Raw genomic sequence first — 13,436 nt, 5'->3', positions numbered from 1 at the left:
CGGGTCTTCTCTGCTGTGTCCACGGCCACATAGGGTACCCGCCCACCCCCTGCCCCCGGGGTGGGCGGGGGTCAGAGGCGCGGGTCGACCGGCTCGGACTCGCAGGCGAGGATCGCGAACACCAGCTCGTGACGACGCCAGAGCGGAGCGTCCTCGGCGAGCGCGTCCAGGGCGGCCAGGCCCAGGCCGTGCTCCCGCAACGCCAGGCCGCGCTTGCGGCCCAGCGAACGCTTGCGCAGCGCGGCGAGCTGCGCCGGCTCGGTGTACCCGGGACCGTAGATGATCCGCAGGTACTCCCGACCCCGGCACTTGATCCCGGGCTGGAGCAACGAGCCCTTCGGCGACCGGGCGGCCAGGCCGGAGTGCGGCTTGACCACCATGCCCTCGCCACCGGCGGCGGTCAGCGCCAGCCACCAGTCGGTGGCCGCCGACACCGCCGCCTCGTCGGCCAGCTCCACCACCAGCCGCCGGGTCGGCGTGAAGAACTCCGGGTCGGCCGTGCGGAGCCGGTCCGCCAGCGCCAGATGCCAGCCGTGGTTCCGGTCCGCGTAGCTCGCCCCGGCACCGGCCAGCACCGCGAACGGGGCCAGCGTGACGCCGCGCAACCCGTCCGTCGGACCGACGTACGCCCGGTACGCGGCCGAGTACGCCGTCACCTCGGCGGCCCGCTCGGCCATCCGCGCCCGCAACCCGTCCACCGGCAGCCCGCGCCCGGCCGCGGCGTCCAGCGTGGCCAGCACCGCCGGCAGCGCCGCCCGGCCGGCCGCGCCCACGCTGGCGTACTGCTCGCGGATCAGGCCGCCCGCCTTCGCCGACCAGGGCAGCAGCTCCGTGTCGAGCAGCAGCCAGTCGGTGTCCAGTTCGGCCCAGAGACCGGCGGTGGTGACCGCGGCGCGCACCCGGGCCAGCAGCTCGTGGTCGAGCGGCGGCCCGAAGAACGGCCGGCCGGTACGCGTGTGCACCGCCCCGCCGCCGAACCGGCCCGGCTCCCGTTCCACAAGCACCACGGCGCGGGAGCCCATGTGCTTCTCCTCGCACACCACCCGGTCGACGCCGGCCGCGCGGTAGTCGGCGAACGCCTGCGCCGGGTGCTCCAGGAACCCCTCCACGGTCGACGTGGAGCAGGGCGCCATGGTCGGCGGCAGCCACACCAGCCGGCCCGGGTCCAGCGCGTACCGGCTCATCACCTCCAGCGCGGCGGCGGCGTTCTCGGCCGGCACGGTCAGCGACCCGTACGCGTGGGTCAGGTGCCGCCGACCGGTCACGTCCGCCACGTCCAGCACGGTGTCCGGCCGCGCCGGGGCGGGCGGGACCAGCGGGCGGGCCGGCGCGTACCACTCCCGCTCCGCCGGGACCGCCACCAGCTCCTTCTCCGGGTAGCGCAGCGCGGTCAGCTTGCCGCCGAACACGCAGCCGGTGTCCAGGCAGATCGTGTTGTTGACCCACTCCGGCTCCGGCGTCGGCGTGTGCCCGTACACGACCATGGCCGAACCCCGGTAGTCGCGCGCCCACGGGTAACGCACCGGCAGGCCGTACTCGTCCGTCTCGCCGGTGGTCTCGCCGTAGAGCGCGAACGACCGCACCCGGCCGGACGCCCGGCCGTGGTACGCCTCCTTCAGACCGGCGTGCGCCACCACCAGCCGGCCGCCGTCGAGCACGTAGTGGCTGACCAGGCCGTCGATGAACGCCTCCGCCCCGGCGACGAACTCCGCCGGCTCCGCGGCGAGCTGCGCCATCGTCTCGGCCAGGCCGTGGGTGAGCCGCACGTCCCGGCCGCGCAGCTTGCGCAGCAGCTTCTGCTCGTGGTTGCCCGGCACGCAGATCGCGTGCCCGGCCGCCACCATGCCCATCACCAGGCGGAGCACGCCGGGCGAGTCCGGGCCGCGGTCCACCAGGTCACCCACGAAGACCGCGGTACGCCCCGACGGGTGTGACGCGTCCACCGGGCGGCCCGCGTCGTCGCGGCGCAGCGCGTACCCGAGCCGGGACAGCAGCGCCTCCAGCTCTGCGCGGCAGCCGTGCACGTCCCCGACGATGTCGAACGGGCCGGTCAGCTCGCGGCGGTCGTTGAACAGCTTCTCGTAGCGGACCTCGGCCGCGTCGATCTCCTCGACCCCGTGCAGCACGTGCACCTTGCGGAAGCCCTCCCGGGCCAGCCGCCCGTACGACTGCCGCAGGTCACGCCGCATCCGGGTGAGGACCTGCCGGCCGTGCGTCCGGTCGGTGCGCGCCTCGGTGCGTTCCCAGGCCACCGTCTCCGGCACGTCCAGCACGATCGCCACCGGCAGCACGTCGTGCTCCCGGGCCACCCGGATCAGCCCGGCCCGGGCGTGCGGCTGGAGGTTCGTCGCGTCCACCACGGTCAGCCGACCGCGTCGTAGCCGGATGCCGGCCACGTGGTGCAGCGCGTCGAACGCGTCGGCGGACGCCGACTGGTCGTTCTCGTCGTCGGCGACGAGGCCACGGAACATGTCCGAGGAGAGCACCTGGCTGGGCGCGAAGTGGCGGCGGGCGAACGTGGACTTGCCGGCGCCGGAGACGCCGACCAGCGCCACCAGCGCCAGCTCGGGAATGTCCAGAACGGTCATCGGCTCGTCTCCTCCTTCCGGTCGTCGCGGTCGTTCCGGGTGAAGACCGCTAGCTGGGTGGGGCTGCCCACCTCGGGGTCGTCGTCGCCGACGCCGCCGATCGTGGCGGTGTAGCCGTGCGCCGCCGCCACCCGGGCCACCCAGGCCGCGAACTCGGGCCGGGTCCACTCGAACCGGTGGTCGGCGTGCCGGAACCGGCCGGGCGCGAGTCCCTCGTAGCGGACGTTGTACTCCACGTTCGGGGTGGTCACCACCACCGTGCCGGGGCGGGCGTGGCCGAACACCGCGTCCTCCAGCGCCGGCAGCCGGGGCGGGTCGAGATGCTCGACCACCTCCATCAGCACCGCCGCGTCGTAGCCGCGCAGCCGGTCGTCCCGGTAGGTCAGCGCCGACTGCCGCAGGTGGATGCGGTCCCGCTGCCGCTCCGGCAGCCGGTCCAGCCGCAGCCGGCGGGCCGCCATGGCGAGCGACCGGTCGGCCACGTCGACGCCCACCACCTCGGTGAACCGCCGGTCGGCGGCCAGCGCGGTGAGCAGCGCGCCACCACCGCAGCCCAGGTCCAGCACCCGGCTCGCGCCGCTGTCGCGCAACGCGGCGAGCACCGCCTCCCGCCGGCGTACCGCCAGCGACGTGCGACGCGGGTCCGCGTCCCCGGCCGGCGCGTCCTCGGCGGCGCCCGGGTCGACGCTGTCGTCGGCGGACGGCTCGTCGGCCAGGCGCAGCTCGGCCAGGCGGGCCAGCGCCGCGCCGGCCAGGGCCCGGCGGTGCGCCAGGTAGCGGCGGGTGATCAGGCCCCGCTCCGGGTGGTCGGCCAGCCAGCCGGAGCCGGCCCGCAGCAGCTTGTCCACCTCGTCCGGGGCGACCCAGTAGTGTTTGGCGTCGTCCAACACCGGCAGCAGCACGTACAGGTGGTTGAGGGCGTCGGCGAGCCGCAGCGTCCCGGTCAGCGTCAGGTCGACGTAGCGGCTGTCACCCCAGTCCGGGTACGTCTCGTCGAGCGGGACCGGGGTGGCCGTCACGGTCCAGCCGAGCGGGGCGAAGACGCGTACCGCCAGCTCGGCACCGCCCCGGCAGCGCAGCACCGGCACCCGTACGGTCAGCGGGAGGTCGGTGGCGGCCAGTTCGGGGCGGTCCCGGGACTCGCCGCGCAGCGCCGAGCGGAACACCTTGGTCAGCGCCGAGGAGAGCAGGCTGGAGGCGGCGTACGGGCGGTCGTTGACGTACTGCCCGAGCGTGAAGCCCTCCGGGGAGGTCGACTGTCGGCGGCCCCGGCCCCCGCCCAGCTTCAGCGGGTCCACCTCGACCAGCAGCGCCGCCGTGCACCGCGCCTCGTCCGCCTCCGGGTAGAACACGTGCGCGGTGCCGGCGGGCAGGTCGAAGCTCTGCACGCGGTCCGGGTGCTTGACGAGGAGGTGGCCGAGGTCGGTGGCGGGGCGGTGGGTCGTGGTGAGGGTCAGCAGCACGGGGTTGATGTTCCTTGATCTTTGCCGTCGTGTCGTGGGGGTTTCCGGGGGAGCCCGACCCGCTCCGGGCGGTCAGGCTTGATCCCTGCGCGGGTCGGGCTCCCCCGGAAACCCTGTCGTGGTCGTTCTCCTTCGGACCGTGCTGCTTCTGGGGTCTTTCTTCTTCGGGGTGCTCTGGATGTGGCGGTGCCCCGCCGATGTGGTGGTCGGCGGGGCACCCGGTGTGGTTCGGTCAGGCGACGAAGCGGGTCTTGCGGCGGCGGGCCACCACGTAGCCGCCGAAGCCGGCGGCGAGCAGCAGCGCGCCGATGCCGGCGATCAGGCCGGTGGAGGAACCGGTGATCGGCAGCGTGCCGCCGTCACCGCCACCCTGGCCGCCGTCGCCACCACCCGGAGCGGCGTTCACGACGACCTTGGCGGTGTCGTTGGCCGGCTTCAGGTCACGGATGAAGCCGCCGTCGCACTGGCATGTGACATTGATCTTCACCGGCCCGGTCGCGTTGGCGATCACCTTGTCGATCCGGAGCGAGAAGTCCAGCATCGCCGACTCGCCGGCCTTCAGCACGCTGCCGAAGTAGCAGAAGTAGTGGCGCTGGCCCGGCTCGCCCGGCTCGCCCCACTCCTCGCCGTTCCGGGTGATGCAGTTCTCCGGTACGGCGACCGCCGTCGTGCCCTGCGGCACGTCGAAGTTCAGGTAGGTGACCGAGCTGCCCGCCCGGTTGTAGTCGAGCGTCGCCGGGCCGTTGTTCCGCAGCCCGAAGTTCGCCTTCACCGTGGCGCCGGCCTTGCCGGTCACCGAGGTGCCGAGGGCCTCGAGATCGGTGCCGTTCTTACCGGTTGCCGTCACCGTCATGATCGCGCCGTTGTTCTCCGGCTGCCGATCGGCCTGGAAGCCCCGGGCGGTCGCCTTGCCGGGGACCTGGGTGAGGGCCAGCTCGCCGTCGGTGCCCGGCTTGCCGATGGTCTCCTGGTAGAAGCCCACGTCCTTCTGGAAGTCCTCGAACTCGGCCGGGGTCATCCAGATGATCTCGCCGTACTTGGAGCTCGGGGCGTAGGTGTCCGCGCCGAGGACGTACGGCAGCGACGCGCTGAAGGTGCTGCCCGAGGGCATTTCCTCGTCGAACGTGCAGGTGCGCAGCTCGTCGCCCGCGTAGGTGCAGTTGTTGAAGTGCTTGGCCGCGTTGAGGCCGTAGTCGTTGTAGAAGATGGCGACTGCGCCCTTGGCGGTGAGCTCGCCTGCGTTGCTGACCGTGGCCGGAGCGGTGAAGGTGCCACCCGGCGCGACCGACGTCTTGGTCTCGGGACCGGCGGCCAGGTCGACGCCCTCGCCGACCCGGATCTTCGCGTCGTGCGAGACCGGGTCGTAGCCGGCCGCGGTCATGGTCACCTTCAGCGTGCCGGCATCGCCGTCCTTCGCCTTGGCGGTGGCCTTGAGCTGCACCTCGAAGATGCCGGTCGAACCCCACTCGTAAGCGTCGATGTCGAACGGGTCGGCGCAGAGCAGCACGTACTCCGACGGGGCGCTGCAGTAGGGGTCGTCCTCGTTGCTGACGGTCACCTTGCCGGCCAGGTCGGAGAAGTCGTAGCGGACCGCGACGTCGTGCAGCACGGTCGGGGCGGAGCTGAAGATTCGGCTGTCCCCGATCTTGCCGTCGGAGTTCGTCGCGATCGTGGTGTCGCTGAAGTAGAGGCCCAGCTTGATCTGGGGAGCCGCGGCGACGGCAGGGGTGGCGGAGGCGGCGACGAACGCGCCTGCGACGCCCAACCCGGCGAGCCAGCGCCGGGTGGAGTTGCTGAGCATGTAGGGGGTCCTCCCGTGGGGATGATCAGGTGGAGCCCGTGGAGCTTAAAGATTCCTTAAGCCGGCCCGGTGCCCCGAACGGCGAACATTGACCGAACGGTTGATCACCGCCGCCGCAATGTTCGGTGCCCCCGGGCCCGTCTATCGAGCGGGACACCGGGAGGTGCAGTGACGTACGAGGAGTTCGTCGACGCGCGGCTGGGCGCGCTGCTGCGGTACGCGGTCATGTTGACCGGCGACCCGCACCAGGCCCAGGACCTGGTGCAGGAGACCATGGTCCGGGTCCAGCTCCACTGGCGACGGGTGGCCCGCGCCGACGCGCCGGAACGGTACGTGCGCCGGATGCTCACCAACCAGTTCGTGGACTGGCGGCGCGGCTCGTGGGCCCGCCGGGTGCTGCTGCGTGGCGAGCCGGACGACGCGGTGCCCGCGCCCGCCGACCACGCCCAGTCCGCGGTGGACCGGGACCAGGTCTGGTCCTGGCTGTCCCGGCTGCCGCGACGGCAGCGCGCCGCGCTGGTGCTGCGCTACTACGAGGACCTGTCCGACGCGGAGATCGCCGACGTGCTCGGCTGCGCCGTCGGCACCGTCCGGTCCAGCATCTCGCGCGCCCTGGCCACGCTCCGAGCCGAACACGTGGAGGTCTGCTCATGATCGAGGACGAGCTGCGGGCCGCGTTCGCCCGGTACGAGGCGCTGACGCCGTCCACCGGCCCGGTCCGGGCCGCCATCGACCGGGCGGTGGCCCGTCGACGTCGTCGCCGTCGGCGGGTACGCCTGGCCGGCACCGCGCTGGCGGTGGCCGCCGTCGCGCTCGTCGGCTTCACCGTGGTGGCGCCCCGACCACCACAGCCCACGCCTCTCGCCACCGCCGCGCCGTCGCCGCCCCCCGCCACCGCGCTGAACGTGCTGCTGCTCGGCCTGGACCAGGCGGACGCGAGCCGGCGGGCCGACTCGATCGTGCTGGTGCACGTGCCGGCCGACCGGAGCCGGCTCTACCTCGTGTCCATCCCGCGTGACCTGCTCGTGCCGATGCCCGGCGGCGGGACGGACAAGCTCAGCGCGACCTTCGCCCTGGGTGCCGGGTCGGGTGACCTGGCGGCCGGCTACCGGGCCACCCGCCAGGCGGTCACCCGGCTGACCGGGGCGCGGGTGGACGCCGGGGCGGTGCTCACCTACCAGGCCACCCGGACGCTCACCGACGCGGTCGGCGGCGTACCGGTCTGCCTGCCGGCGGCGGTGCGCTCGGTGCACACCGACAGGCGTTTCCCGGCCGGCTGTCAGCGCCTCGACGGCGCGCAGGCGGTGGACCTGCTCCGACAGCGGTACGGCCTGCGCGACGCCGTGCTGGACCGGGAACGCAACGCGCTCCGGTACGCGGCCGGCCTGCTCCGCCAGATACACGAGCAGGGGATCACCACCGATCCGGTACGCCTCGGCCGGCTGGTCGGCCAGGTCGGCCCGGCCCTGACCACGGACACCGGTGACCTGTCCCTGCCGGCGCTGCTCTCCGTGGCCGTTCGGGCGGGCACCGCCGACCCGGTCGCGCTCGGCCTGCCGGTCCGCTACCAGGAATGGACGGCGCGCGGCTTCGAAGCGGACCCGACACTCGTCGACGGCTTCCTGGCCGCGTTGCGTGGCGACCGGCTGGCCGACTGGACCGCCGCCCACCCGGCGCAGGTCGTCAGCCTGCGCTGACCATCGTCAGCGGTAGTCGTCCTCGTCGGCGCCCACCACGCGGGCCTGCTCCATGGCGTCCCAGTCGGCGACCTCCAGGCCCCGGTGCGGCTCACCGTCGGTGTCGTCGAGGGTGGCCGGGGCGGCCTGCTCGACCGCGTCGGCCGGCTCCGCCTCGGGGTCCCGTTCCTCCGGAGCGAGGTGGTCGCTCGGGGCGAAGTCCTCGTCGGGCTGTCCCATCGTCCCTCCCTGCGTCTCGTTCCGACCGTGTCCCCACCACCGTACGGGCTGGTCCGGGCCACCGCTCGGAGCCGGGCGAAGCGCGGAGTCGGCGATTGCGCTACCCGGCGCGTGGCCGGAATGCCAGGATGGTCACGTGGGCTTCCTCATCCGGCTGGCGATCACCGCGGTCGCGCTGTGGGTGACCACGCTGATCGTGCCCGGGGTGCATGTCACCGGCCGCAACGGCGGCAACACGGTGTTCACGCTGATCGTGGTGGCGCTCGTCTTCGGCGTGGTCAACGCGGTGCTCAAGCCGCTCATCAAGGTGTTCGGCTGTGTGTTCTACCTGCTCACGCTCGGTCTGTTCGCGCTCGTGGTGAACGCGTTGCTGTTCCTGCTGACCGACTGGATCGCCGGCGTGCTGCGCCTGCCGTTCCACGTCGACGGCTTCTGGGCCGCCTTCTGGGGGGCCATCGTGGTGTCGGTGGTGAGCTGGCTGATCAGCGTCGCCGTGCCGGACCGTCTGGAGGAACGGTGAGCGGTGCCCGGGTCGGTTGTGTCCCGCGTTCGCTTCTACGGGATACTGCCCGCGGTGGACAGCGCGGTCCGGCGCACCCGAGGAAAGACGACGGCCTGTACGGCCGAGAGCGGTAAGTAAGGAGCGTTCGACATGCCCATCGCTTCCCCCGAGGCTTACGCGGAGATGCTGGACCGGGCCAAGGCCGGCCGGTACGCGTACCCCGCGATCAACGTGACCTCCTCCCAGACGCTGAACGCGGCGCTCAAGGGCTTCGCCGACGCGGAGAGCGACGGCATCATCCAGGTCTCCACCGGTGGCGCGGAATACCTGTCCGGCCCGTCGGTCAAGGACATGGTGACCGGCGCGACCGCGTTCGCCGCGTACGCGCACGAGGTGGCCAAGAACTACCCGGTGACGGTCGCGCTGCACACCGACCACTGCCCGAAGGACAAGCTGGACAAGTTCGTCCGGCCGCTGATGGCCATCTCCCAGGAGCGGGTCAAGAACGGCCAGGAGCCGCTGTTCCAGTCGCACATGTGGGACGGCTCGGCCGTGCCGGTGGCGGAGAACCTGGAGATCGCCGAGCAGCTCCTCGCCGAGGCCGCCAAGGGCAAGATCGTCCTGGAGATCGAGGTCGGCGTCGTCGGTGGCGAGGAGGACGGCGTCGAGAACGCCATCAACGACAAGCTCTACACCACCGTGGACGACGGCCTGGCCATGGTCGAGGCGCTCGGCCTGGGCGAGAAGGGCCGCTACATGGCGGCGCTGACCTTCGGCAACGTGCACGGCGTCTACAAGCCGGGCAACGTGAAGCTCCGTCCCGAGGTGCTCAAGCAGATCCAGGACGCGGTCGGCGCCAAGTACGGCAAGGAGAAGCCGCTCAGCCTGGTCTTCCACGGCGGCTCCGGCTCGCTGCTGGAGGAGATCCGGGAGGCGCTGGACTACGGCGTGGTGAAGATGAACATCGACACCGACACGCAGTACGCCTTCACCCGCCCGGTCGCGGACCACATGCTGCGCAACTACGACGGCGTGCTGAAGATCGACGGCGAGGTCGGCAACAAGAAGCAGTACGACCCGCGGGCGTGGGGCAAGCTGGCCGAGGCCGGCCTGGCCGCCCGCGTGGTCGAGGCCTGCGAGCACCTGCGCTCCACCGGCACCCGGATGAAGTAACGCGCTCCGCGTGAAAGGAGGGGCCCCTTGTTAACAGACGTCTGTCAACAAGGGGCCCCTCCTTTCACTTCACCAGCAGCGTGACCGCCTCGCGGACGTCGTCGGTGAGGTGGATCGTGCGGGACAGGTCGCCGAACGGGGACGCGGCGAACAACGGCCGCAGCAGCGACTCCACCGGCAGCTCCGTGGTCCAGAACGCGCGGTCGAGGAAGACGTACGCGCCGCTGGCCCCGTCGGTGCCGTAGAACGTCTTGGTGGCGGCCTGGAACACCTCCTGCACGGTGCCGGCCCTGCCGGGCGCGAACACGATGCCGCCCCGGGCCAGGCGCAGGATGGTGTCCTCCCGGATGGCGTTGGAGAAATACTTGGCGATCCGGCCGGCGAACAGGTTCGCCGGTTCGTGGCCGTACAACCAGGTGGGGATGGCCAGGCCGCCGGAGCGGGCCCACCCGGTGTCCGGCGCGGCCGGCCGGGGCGAGGGCAGCGACGGGCCGTCCGCGTACCGCTTGCGTACCGCCAGCGCCGCCGCCGTGTAACGGTCGTGGTCGGTGAAGTCCGGCGCGGCGGCCAGCACGTCGATCGCGGCGGACAGCTCCTCGGCCGGCCAGGCCGCCAGGAACGCGCCGAGGTTCGCCGCCTCCATCACCCCCGGACCGCCGCCGGTCACCACCAGGCGGTCCGCGCGCGCCAGCTCCCAACCCAGCACCGCCGCCATCCGGTACGCGGCGCTGCCGCGCGGCACCGCGTGCCCACCCATCACGCCCACCACGGACTGCGGCCCGTGCACGGCCAGCCACGCCCGGGTCGCGTCGGCGAGCGCGTTGTCCACGCCGTGGTCGTGCAGCCGCTGACCGAGCGCCTCGCGGACGTCCGGCAGCGCGCCGCCGTGCGCCCGGAAGTGCGCGTACACCCGGGTGTCGTACATCTCGGCGAACCCGCCCTCGGCGAAGCCGGCGGCCAGGTCCTCGGCGGTGTAGAGGTGCGACGGCTGGGTCGGGTAGGGCAGCCCGGAGAACGGCGGCACGACGTTGGCGCCCCGGCGGACCAGGTCCGCGCCCACCTCACGGTCGGCGAACCGGCAGCCGACGAAGAGCGTGCCGGCGACGTCGACGTCGCGCAGGTCCGGAACCGGATCCAGGTCGAGGCGGAGACCCTGCACGGTCAGGCCGGCGAGGGTCCCCCCGGCCAGCCGGTGATCGAACTCGGTCCGGGTCTGGACCTCGTCGACGTGGGGCGCGTGCGGCTCGATGACGTCCGCGGGTGGTGGGGTCGGCACCAGATCATCCTGCCCCGGCCGGGCAACCTCGCAAACCCGGGCGGTACGGACAGGAGCCCGGCGGGTGCGCCGCCGGGCTCCTGCGTAACCGGTCCTGGGGAGGCTCCGGACCTGTAGTTGTAGTGCAAGAACCACCGCGGCGGCATGGGCCGCGGGTACGTGTGGTCCCGCCGAGGCGTGACGAAACCCTCAGCCGTTCAGCCGACCGGCCGGCCGGCCCCCCTCGCGCGCGCCAGGGCGAAGCGGGTTGAATGGGGCGATGCAGAACCTGTTGCCAGAGCCACCGGCCACGCTGCTCCCGGTTTCCGAGGAGGCCGACGCCGCGCTCGCCGCCGCGGTCGAGCAGGGCACCGAAGAGGCGTACGCCGAGGTCGCCGCCCGCTTCCCGACCTACAGTGCGGCCTGGGCGTCGCTGGCCGGCCGCGCGCTCGCCGCGGGCCAGGTCGTCCCGGCGTACGCGTACGCCCGCACCGGCTACCACCGGGGCCTGGACCAGCTGCGCCGCAGCGGCTGGAAGGGACACGGCCCGGTGCCCTGGTCGCACGCGCCCAACCAGGGCTTCCTCCGCTGCCTCTACGTGCTCTCCCGGGCCGCCGGTGAGATCGGCGAGGCGGACGAGGCGGCCCGCTGCGCCCAGTTCCTCCGCGACTGCGACCCGGCCGCCGGGGATGCGCTGGCCAGCGACTGATCCGTCCCGCGACGGCCGGCCCGGACCCCGGGCCGGCCGTCGCGCCGTCCTACAGCCCCTCCGCCACCGACGCGGCGATCTTCAGCCAGGCGTCGCGGGTGGCGGCCGAGAGCTGGCCGTAGCGCAACGGCTCGCCGGTGTCGATGAGCCGCTCGTACGGCGCCAGCAGCACCGCCCGGGTGCGGGCGGCGAAGTGGGCCTGGATGGCCGGCAGGTCGATCTCCTTGCGCGACGGTGGCATCGAGACCACCGTGACCGCCTGCCGGACCAGCCGCTGCCGGCCGCTCTGCTCCAGATGGTCCAGCATCCGGGCGGCGGTCTCGGCCGAGTCGTTCCGCGCCGACATGGTGACCACCAACTGGTCGGTGGCGTCCATGGCGGCCTGCCAGTTCTGCGCCCGGACGTTGTTGCCGGTGTCCACGAAGATCAGCTTGTAGAAGCGGCTGACCACGTCCCGGATCTCGGCGAACGCGGCGGCGGTCAGCATCTCACCGCCGGTCGCCGACTCGTCCGAGGCGAGCACGTCGAACATCCCCTCGCCCTGCGAGCGGACGTACTGCGACAGGTCGCCGACGCGTCCCTGCGCACCCTGGAACTGGCCCAGGTCGCGCAGCATGTCCCGCACCGTGCGGGCGTGGAAGTCCTGCTGCGCCCGCATGCCGAGGGTGCCCTGGGTCTCGTTGTTGTCCCAGGCCAGCACGTAACCACCGCGCTTCTGGCCGAACGTCATGGCGAGCAGCAGGATGGCCACCGTCTTGCCGGCGCCGCCCTTCGGGTTGACCACGGTCACCTGGCGCAGCCCGCCGAAGTTGCGGCGGACCATCTCGATGTCGCGCTTCATCTCCTGCTCGTGCCGGCCGGGCGCGAGCCGGACCAGCCCGATCCGGTTCACCACCGCGCGGACGCCCATGGTGGCCACCGGGTCGACCGGCCGGACCTGACGCCGCCGGGCGAAGTCCTCCGCCGTCGGCGGCACCACCTGCGGCGCCGGCCAGCCCTGCTCCGGGTACACCCCGGGCGGCACGGCCGGCTGACGCGCCGGCCCGGGCAGCGGCGGGTACGCCGCCCCGGTCGTCGGCAGCCCGGACGCCTGCGGGTACGCCGCCCCGTGCGCCGGTGGGCCGGACGCCTGCGGGTACGCCGTCCCGGTCGTCGGCAGGCCGGACGCCTGCGGGTGCGCCGCCCCGACTGCCGGTGGGCCGGACGCCTGCGGGTACGCCGCCCCGACTGCCGGTGGGCCGGACGCCTGCGGGTGCGCCGTCCCGGTTGCCGGTGGGCCGGACGCCGGCGGCGGCTGCGCCGGCACACCCGGTTGCGGCATCCCGGCCTGTGGCGGCATCCCGGCCTGTGGCGGCATCCCGGCCTGTGGCGGCATCCCCGCGTGCGGCGGCACCCCGGCCTGGGCCGACCTGACCGCCTGTGGCGGTACGCCGCCGTATGGCGGTGCTCCCGCCTGGACCGGTCCGCCGGCCGGAGACGGTCCACCCGCCTCCTGTGGCGCTCCCGGCTGCGGCGGCGGCCATCCCGGCGGGTACCAACCCGGCTGACCGGGCTGCGGCGGGTAGGTGACCGGCGGGTAGACCGTGCCGGTGCCGGTGCCGGTGCCGGTGCCGTGCGGCTGCTGCGGCAGGGGCACACCCGGCGACGGCGGGAACGGGCCGAGCCGGGGCGGGGACTCCTCGGCCGGTACGCCCGGCCCGGCCGCCGGCTGCGGACCGTGCACGGGTGCCGAACCGACCGGAGCGGTGGCGGCCTCGACGGTGGCGCGCTGCGGTGGCTGCGCCCACGGTGACTCGGTCCGGCCGTTCGCCGGGACGTCACCGCCACCGTTCACCCGCGTCGGGATCAGGGTTGGACCGGCGTCGCTCACGGCCGCGGCGGTGGCCCCGGGGCCGTTCGTCGGGGCAGCGGGCTGGTCGTGCAGCGTCGCCGGCCGGTACGGATGTGCCGCCGGCCCGGCTCGATCGACGTCGGCTGTCGAGGCGGCCCACGCCGGAGCCGGCGGCCCACCCCGGCCCGGAACGGGCGT

At 73.5% G+C, this 13,436-nt stretch carries 11 protein-coding genes; 5 read left to right on the top strand and 6 right to left on the bottom strand.

Annotation, left to right across the window (positions count from 1 at the left end; translation table 11 throughout):
- Positions 1-71 precede the first annotated feature (71 nt).
- The 3 genes from TPA0908_RS00560 to TPA0908_RS00550 all read right to left on the bottom strand — a co-directional run bounded on the left by TPA0908_RS00560 (position 72) and on the right by TPA0908_RS00550 (position 5,852).
- A complete protein-coding gene (locus TPA0908_RS00560; protein ID WP_281933624.1) occupies positions 72-2,588 on the bottom strand; it encodes a polynucleotide kinase-phosphatase in 2,517 nt (838 codons plus the stop codon).
- Positions 2,585-4,051, bottom strand: a complete 1,467-nt coding sequence (locus TPA0908_RS00555) for a 3' terminal RNA ribose 2'-O-methyltransferase Hen1 (protein WP_281933622.1) — start codon at positions 4,049-4,051, stop codon at positions 2,585-2,587. The genes TPA0908_RS00560 and TPA0908_RS00555 overlap by 4 nt, the downstream gene beginning before the upstream one ends.
- A gap of 232 nt (positions 4,052-4,283) precedes the next feature.
- Complete coding sequence (locus TPA0908_RS00550) at positions 4,284-5,852, bottom strand: LPXTG cell wall anchor domain-containing protein (protein ID WP_281933620.1); 1,569 nt, start codon at positions 5,850-5,852, stop codon at positions 4,284-4,286.
- Positions 5,853-6,020: 168 nt separating this feature from the next.
- On the opposite strand from TPA0908_RS00550, the gene TPA0908_RS00545 reads away from it, so the two are divergent.
- Both TPA0908_RS00545 and TPA0908_RS00540 read left to right on the top strand, forming a co-directional pair.
- Positions 6,021-6,506: a SigE family RNA polymerase sigma factor gene (locus TPA0908_RS00545; RefSeq protein ID WP_281933618.1), complete on the top strand. Its 486-nt coding sequence runs from the start codon at positions 6,021-6,023 to the stop codon at positions 6,504-6,506.
- A complete protein-coding gene (locus TPA0908_RS00540; protein ID WP_281933616.1) occupies positions 6,503-7,549 on the top strand; it encodes an LCP family protein in 1,047 nt (348 codons plus the stop codon). Before TPA0908_RS00545 ends, TPA0908_RS00540 begins: the two co-directional genes overlap by 4 nt.
- Positions 7,550-7,555: 6 nt before the next feature.
- Here the strand turns inward: TPA0908_RS00540 and TPA0908_RS00535 are convergent, their stop codons facing one another.
- Positions 7,556-7,768: a hypothetical protein gene (locus TPA0908_RS00535; protein WP_281933614.1), complete on the bottom strand. Its 213-nt coding sequence runs from the start codon at positions 7,766-7,768 to the stop codon at positions 7,556-7,558.
- Between the two features lie 136 nt (positions 7,769-7,904).
- On the opposite strand from TPA0908_RS00535, the gene TPA0908_RS00530 reads away from it, so the two are divergent.
- Both TPA0908_RS00530 and fbaA read left to right on the top strand, forming a co-directional pair.
- Positions 7,905-8,288, top strand: coding sequence for a phage holin family protein (locus tag TPA0908_RS00530; RefSeq protein WP_281933612.1), 384 nt, complete (start codon positions 7,905-7,907; stop codon positions 8,286-8,288).
- A 132-nt stretch (positions 8,289-8,420) separates the two neighbouring features.
- Positions 8,421-9,443: a class II fructose-bisphosphate aldolase gene (gene fbaA / locus TPA0908_RS00525; RefSeq protein WP_281933610.1), complete on the top strand. Its 1,023-nt coding sequence runs from the start codon at positions 8,421-8,423 to the stop codon at positions 9,441-9,443.
- A 64-nt stretch (positions 9,444-9,507) separates the two neighbouring features.
- Here the strand turns inward: fbaA and TPA0908_RS00520 are convergent, their stop codons facing one another.
- Complete coding sequence (locus tag TPA0908_RS00520; protein WP_281933608.1) at positions 9,508-10,719, bottom strand: LOG family protein; 1,212 nt, start codon at positions 10,717-10,719, stop codon at positions 9,508-9,510.
- A 259-nt stretch (positions 10,720-10,978) separates the two neighbouring features.
- Between TPA0908_RS00520 and TPA0908_RS00515 the strand changes: the two genes are divergently transcribed.
- Complete coding sequence (locus tag TPA0908_RS00515) at positions 10,979-11,407, top strand: DUF3151 domain-containing protein (protein ID WP_107162633.1); 429 nt, start codon at positions 10,979-10,981, stop codon at positions 11,405-11,407.
- 49 nt (positions 11,408-11,456) lie between these two features.
- On the opposite strand, the gene TPA0908_RS00510 is transcribed toward TPA0908_RS00515, so the two are convergent.
- A complete protein-coding gene (locus tag TPA0908_RS00510; protein ID WP_458575188.1) occupies positions 11,457-13,277 on the bottom strand; it encodes a MinD/ParA family ATP-binding protein in 1,821 nt (606 codons plus the stop codon).
- Positions 13,278-13,436: the final 159 nt, after the last annotated feature.

The organism is Micromonospora sp. AKA38 (assembly GCF_027925725.1).
Lineage (GTDB): Bacteria > Actinomycetota > Actinomycetes > Mycobacteriales > Micromonosporaceae > Micromonospora.
This window is presented reverse-complemented; position numbering and strand designations above follow the sequence as displayed.

Excerpts from the sequence above, each read along its gene's own strand:
- TPA0908_RS00515 (WP_107162633.1), top strand. The coding sequence starts at position 10,979 with ATGCAGAACCTGTTGCCAGAGCCACCGGCCACGCTGCTCCCGGTTTCC.
- TPA0908_RS00535 (WP_281933614.1), bottom strand. The coding sequence starts at position 7,768 with ATGGGACAGCCCGACGAGGACTTCGCCCCGAGCGACCACCTCGCTCCG.
- fbaA (WP_281933610.1), top strand. The coding sequence starts at position 8,421 with ATGCCCATCGCTTCCCCCGAGGCTTACGCGGAGATGCTGGACCGGGCC.
- TPA0908_RS00540 (WP_281933616.1), top strand. The coding sequence starts at position 6,503 with ATGATCGAGGACGAGCTGCGGGCCGCGTTCGCCCGGTACGAGGCGCTG.
- TPA0908_RS00550 (WP_281933620.1), bottom strand. The coding sequence starts at position 5,852 with ATGCTCAGCAACTCCACCCGGCGCTGGCTCGCCGGGTTGGGCGTCGCA.
- TPA0908_RS00560 (WP_281933624.1), bottom strand. The coding sequence starts at position 2,588 with ATGACCGTTCTGGACATTCCCGAGCTGGCGCTGGTGGCGCTGGTCGGC.